The 4230-nt window shown below is 67.2% G+C and carries 3 protein-coding genes; 1 reads left to right on the forward strand and 2 read right to left on the reverse strand.

Annotation, left to right across the window (positions count from 1 at the left end; all coding sequences use genetic code 11):
• A partial coding sequence (locus AC1DYX_RS28545; RefSeq protein ID WP_477265194.1) for a transposase occupies positions 1 to 223 on the forward strand: 223 nt, incomplete at its 5' end.
• Between the two features lie 47 nt (positions 224 to 270).
• Here the strand turns inward: AC1DYX_RS28545 and AC1DYX_RS28550 are convergent.
• Positions 271 to 2547, reverse strand: a complete 2277-nt coding sequence (locus AC1DYX_RS28550) for a hypothetical protein (RefSeq protein ID WP_477265196.1) — start codon at positions 2545 to 2547, stop codon at positions 271 to 273.
• Positions 2548 to 2716: 169 nt separating this feature from the next.
• Positions 2717 to 4117, reverse strand: coding sequence for an efflux transporter outer membrane subunit (locus AC1DYX_RS28555; protein ID WP_477265198.1), 1401 nt, complete (start codon positions 4115 to 4117; stop codon positions 2717 to 2719).
• Between the last annotated feature and the right edge of the window lie 113 nt (positions 4118 to 4230).

A 4230-nucleotide genomic window follows, 5' to 3' on the forward strand; every position in this document is an offset into this window, starting at 1 on the left:
TCGCCTGTCGAAAGCGGGACCAGCGCATCTGCGCAAGCTGCTATACATGCCAGCCCTGGTCGCCCGCCAATGGAACCCACACATCAAGGCCTTCAGTGAACGCCTGCTCGCCAAAGGCAAAACCAAAATGGCCGTCATCGGCGCCTGCATGCGCAAGCTGGCCCACCTGTGCTTTGGTGTTGTGCACACAGGCAGGCCATATGACCCAAATTACGCCATGTGAGGCTTGACGGGCGAGACGGTATCTACTGGGATAGGCTCTTGGTTCGCTCAGTTGCTCGACGTGCCGACCGCGATGCCGCGGCCGCCGTCGCTCACATACACGGTGCCGAACACTTTCGGATCGCCGGTGAGCGCGGTGGAGGCGCCGAGCTGGTGCTGGTTGGTGTCGATCCGGACCCAGGTCTGCCCCTTGTCGGTGGAGCGGAAGACACCCTGTACGTTGCCGACGATGCCGGACACGTACATGGTCGGATAAGACGCGCCGGGTGCCGCCTTGCCGAAGCCCAGCGCATAGGCTTTGGTCACGGTCGACAGATGCTCCCAAGCGCTCAGACCCCAGTTGTTGTTGTGGTACAGGCCATCCCAACCCGCCAGCCACAGCTCGCCGGCCACGCCGGTCGGCGTCACCAGCTTGTCGGCATACGCCGGGACGCCGGGAGCAGTGGCTGCCCACCAGTTGGCGCCGTTGGAGTTGCTGAGGTACATGACGCCGTTCGGGCGGTCGTAGGCGTAGAACACCGTGGGGTCGGCGCCGTCGGATGCGAGCAGCACGGATTTCGGCAGCGCGACGTTCGTCCAGTGGTCGCCCATGTCCGTCGAGCGTACCGTCGGCGCGTCCCAGGTCGACCAGATGATCGAGTTGATCACATTGCTTGGATTCCTGCTGTCCTGCGACATCGCCACGTAGCCGCCACCCGACTGCGTCGCGGCGTTGCTGCCGAATGCCGCCCAGCTATAGCCGCCGTTGTAGGACACGCCGCCGAATTTCTTGTTGGTGTCCGCCCAGTCGTCACCGACGCGCACCACGAGCTTGGAATTGGTCTTCGCAAAATCGATCGACCAGGTGTCCTTGCAGGAGTCCGGTCCCTTGATCGGGGCTTGCGGATAGGCGTTCACGTCCATGATCGTGAAACCGCACACGTCGCCGGCGCCGGCCAGCACGGGATAGGCGTTCCACTCATTGGGCACGGGCGACTTCAGGTCGAGGATGGCCGTTTCCGCCACGCCGTTCTCGCCAAACACCCAGCGGGTGCTGGACGCCGTAAGAGTGTGCGTTTCCCAGATGCCGCCGGCCCACGAGACGAACGCGTGATTGATGTCGTTCGGGTCGAGGACGGAATTGCCCCAGTTGCCAAAGTTGGTGATCGGGTTATTCGAGGTGCGCCACGGTTCCAGGCTGGGGTCGAGCGTGGATTTCGCGAGGACGTCGGTCCAGGTGGCGCCGCCGTCGGTCGAACGGTACATGGTCTCCCCCGGGGATGCGTACCAGTCGATGGTGTTTACCGTCAGCCAGCCCTTGTTCGTCGGGTCGACCGACAGGCCCGAGAAGCCGTAGCCGTAGGGCGCCGTCCATGGGCCTTGCGGCGTGATATTGGTCCACTGGTCCTGGCCGTATTGCACGTTGAGCTTCCAGACCTCGCCGCCGATCAGGCCGCCGGGACCATACTGGTTGCCATGGCCGTCGTTGTAGTTGGCGGCGCGCGAGTAGGTGATGTACAGGTAGCCGTCCGGACCGATCTGGCCACGCTGCGGGAACGCCCCGGCCGTCGGTCCGCCCCACAGCCGCGACCATGTGTTGCCGCCGTCGCCGCTCTTGTAGACGGAAATGCCGTTGTCTGAGGCCGACTGCGTATTCACGCCCACGTAGATGACAGGCGTGGCGTTGCCGACCGTGGTGGAATCCTTGCTGAACGCGATGAAGGCGATGCCGGCGCCCGTGTCGTCACTCGTCAGCACGTTGAAATTGGAAAGCCGGTTCCAGTGCTGGCCGCCGTCCGTGCTTTTCCACAGGCCGTTGTTCGCGGCGTTGACCTTCGCGTTGGCGGTGCCGTAGAACAGGATGTTGCTGTTGTTCGGATCGACCTGCAGTTTCTCGCCGGCCTGGCGTCCGGAGGCGTTGCCGCCTGTCGAGAATTGCATCGGCAAGGTAGTGAAGCTCTGCCCCTGGTTGCTCGAGGCCATGAAGATGGCGGGGCCGCTGTTGTAGCCGCCGCCGCCCATGATGTAGACCTTGCTCGCATCGCGCGGATCGAGGGCGAGGGAATCGATGCCTTTCGCATAGCCGAGGGAAGGCGGCAGCCAGTCGGTCAGCGGCGTCCATGTGCCGATCGACGCGTCGTAGCGGTAGGCGCCGCCGACGTCCGTTTTCGCATAGAACAGGCCGTTCTGGCGGGGGTGGGCGACCATGCCGGTGATATAGCCCGTGCCGCCGATCTTCGCAGTGGTCCAGGTATAGTTTTGGGCGGCCGCGGTGGTCGGCACGCACGTCATGCCGAACGCGGCCAGCAGGGCTGCCGCCACGCCGGTGAATGCAAGCAGTTTCATAGGAATCTCGCTTTCTTGATATGAAGGAGTGCCCCGGCGTCTCCTTGCCGGGCGTGACTTCGCAGGCAAATCTATCGAAAAATCACTGCGAACGATTGTGCGCGCCACCCCATCGCTCTTCCATAACGAAATTCATCAGCGCCGCCGCGAAATCCAGTGCGTCGCGCCGTTATCCCTGCCGCGTGTTCCACCCCCCACCGAGCGCCCGGATCAAGCCGACGCTGGCCGCCAGCCTGCGTCCCTGCGCGGCCAGCGCGCTGCGCTCGGCCGCCAGTGCCGTCGCCTGCACGGTGACGACGCTCAGGTAGTCGGCCGTCCCGGCCTGGTAGCGGTCCAGCATCTGGCGTTCCGACGTGCGCGCCGCCCGCACCGCGGCGTCGAGCAAGTCGGATTCGCGTTCCAGGCCGGCCAGCAGGACCAGCGCGTCTTCCACTTCCTGCACGCTGTCCAGCACCGTTTGCCGGTAGCCGGCCACCGTGGCGTCGTAGGCCGCGACCGCGTTCGCCGTCCGGGCGCGCCGTGCGCCGCCGTCGAACAGCGACACGGCGAGCGCGGGGCCCAGCGCCCACACGCGGTTCGGCACCGTTAGCCATTGCGCCGCGTCCGCGCCCTGGAAGCCGCCGGCCGCGGACAGCGTCAGGTCGGGGAAATACGCCGCCTGCGCGGCGCCGACGGCCGCGTTGGCGCTGGCCACGCGGCGTTCCGCGGCCGCCACGTCGGGCCGGCGTTCCAGCAGGCGCGATGGCAGGCCGGCCGGCACGACGGGCACTTTCACTGGCGCGCCGGCAGCGGGCGCCAGCGCGAAGGCAGCCGGTTCGCGGCCCAGCAGCACGGCGAGCGCATGTTCGAGCTGGCTGCGCTGCACGTGGTTGTCGACGGCCAGCGCCTGCGTCGATTTCAGCTGCGCCTGTGCCTGCGCCACGTCGGCCGTGGTGGCGACGCCGTAGCGCTGGCGCTGCTGCGCGAGCTGCAGGCTGCGCTCGTAGGCCTGCGCGGTGTCGTCGAGCAGGCCCTGCTGGGCATCCAGGACGCGGATCTGGAAGTACAGCTGCGCGACCGTCGCCTGCACGGCCAGCCGGGCCGCGGCCAGGTCGGCCGCCGCGGCGGCAGCCAGCAGCTGGCCGGATTCCGCCTGCTTGCGCGCGCGACCCCACACGTCGGCTTCCCAGCCGGCTTCGAATCCGACGCGGCGGCTGGTGGCGACGTTGCCAACGCCTCCGGTCCCGTTGCCCGTACCGCGTTTCGCGCCGGCGGATACGTCGAGGAAGGGGAGCAGGCCGGCGCGCGCGACATCGGCCAGCGCCAGCGCCTGGCGGTAGCGCGCCTCGCTGATGCGCAGGCCGTCGTTGGCGCGCCCGGCTTCCTCGACGAGTTCGGAGAGATGTGCATCGCCGTAGGCCTGCCACCACCGGCCCTGCGGGGCCGGTTCGGCCGGTTCGGCATATTTCCAGGCCGGCAGCGCGGCAGCCTCCTTGTAGACGGTGACGGGGACGTCGGGACGGTGATAGGTGGGGCCGGCGGCGCAGCCGGCCAGCATGGATGCGAGTAGTGCGATGCGGATGACGTTCATTGCGATCGGACGGGAGATTCAGGGATGGCGAGGGTGGGCGTGCGCCGGAAGCGGCGCAGGGCCTTGTGACGCAGGCGGTCGAGCGCGAGGTAGACGACCGGGGTCGTGTACAG

The organism is Massilia sp. P2_C2 (genome assembly GCF_056404615.1).

Excerpts from the sequence above, each read along its gene's own strand:
- AC1DYX_RS28555 (WP_477265198.1), bottom strand. The coding sequence starts at position 4,117 with ATGAACGTCATCCGCATCGCACTACTCGCATCCATGCTGGCCGGCTGC.
- AC1DYX_RS28550 (WP_477265196.1), bottom strand. The coding sequence starts at position 2,547 with ATGAAACTGCTTGCATTCACCGGCGTGGCGGCAGCCCTGCTGGCCGCG.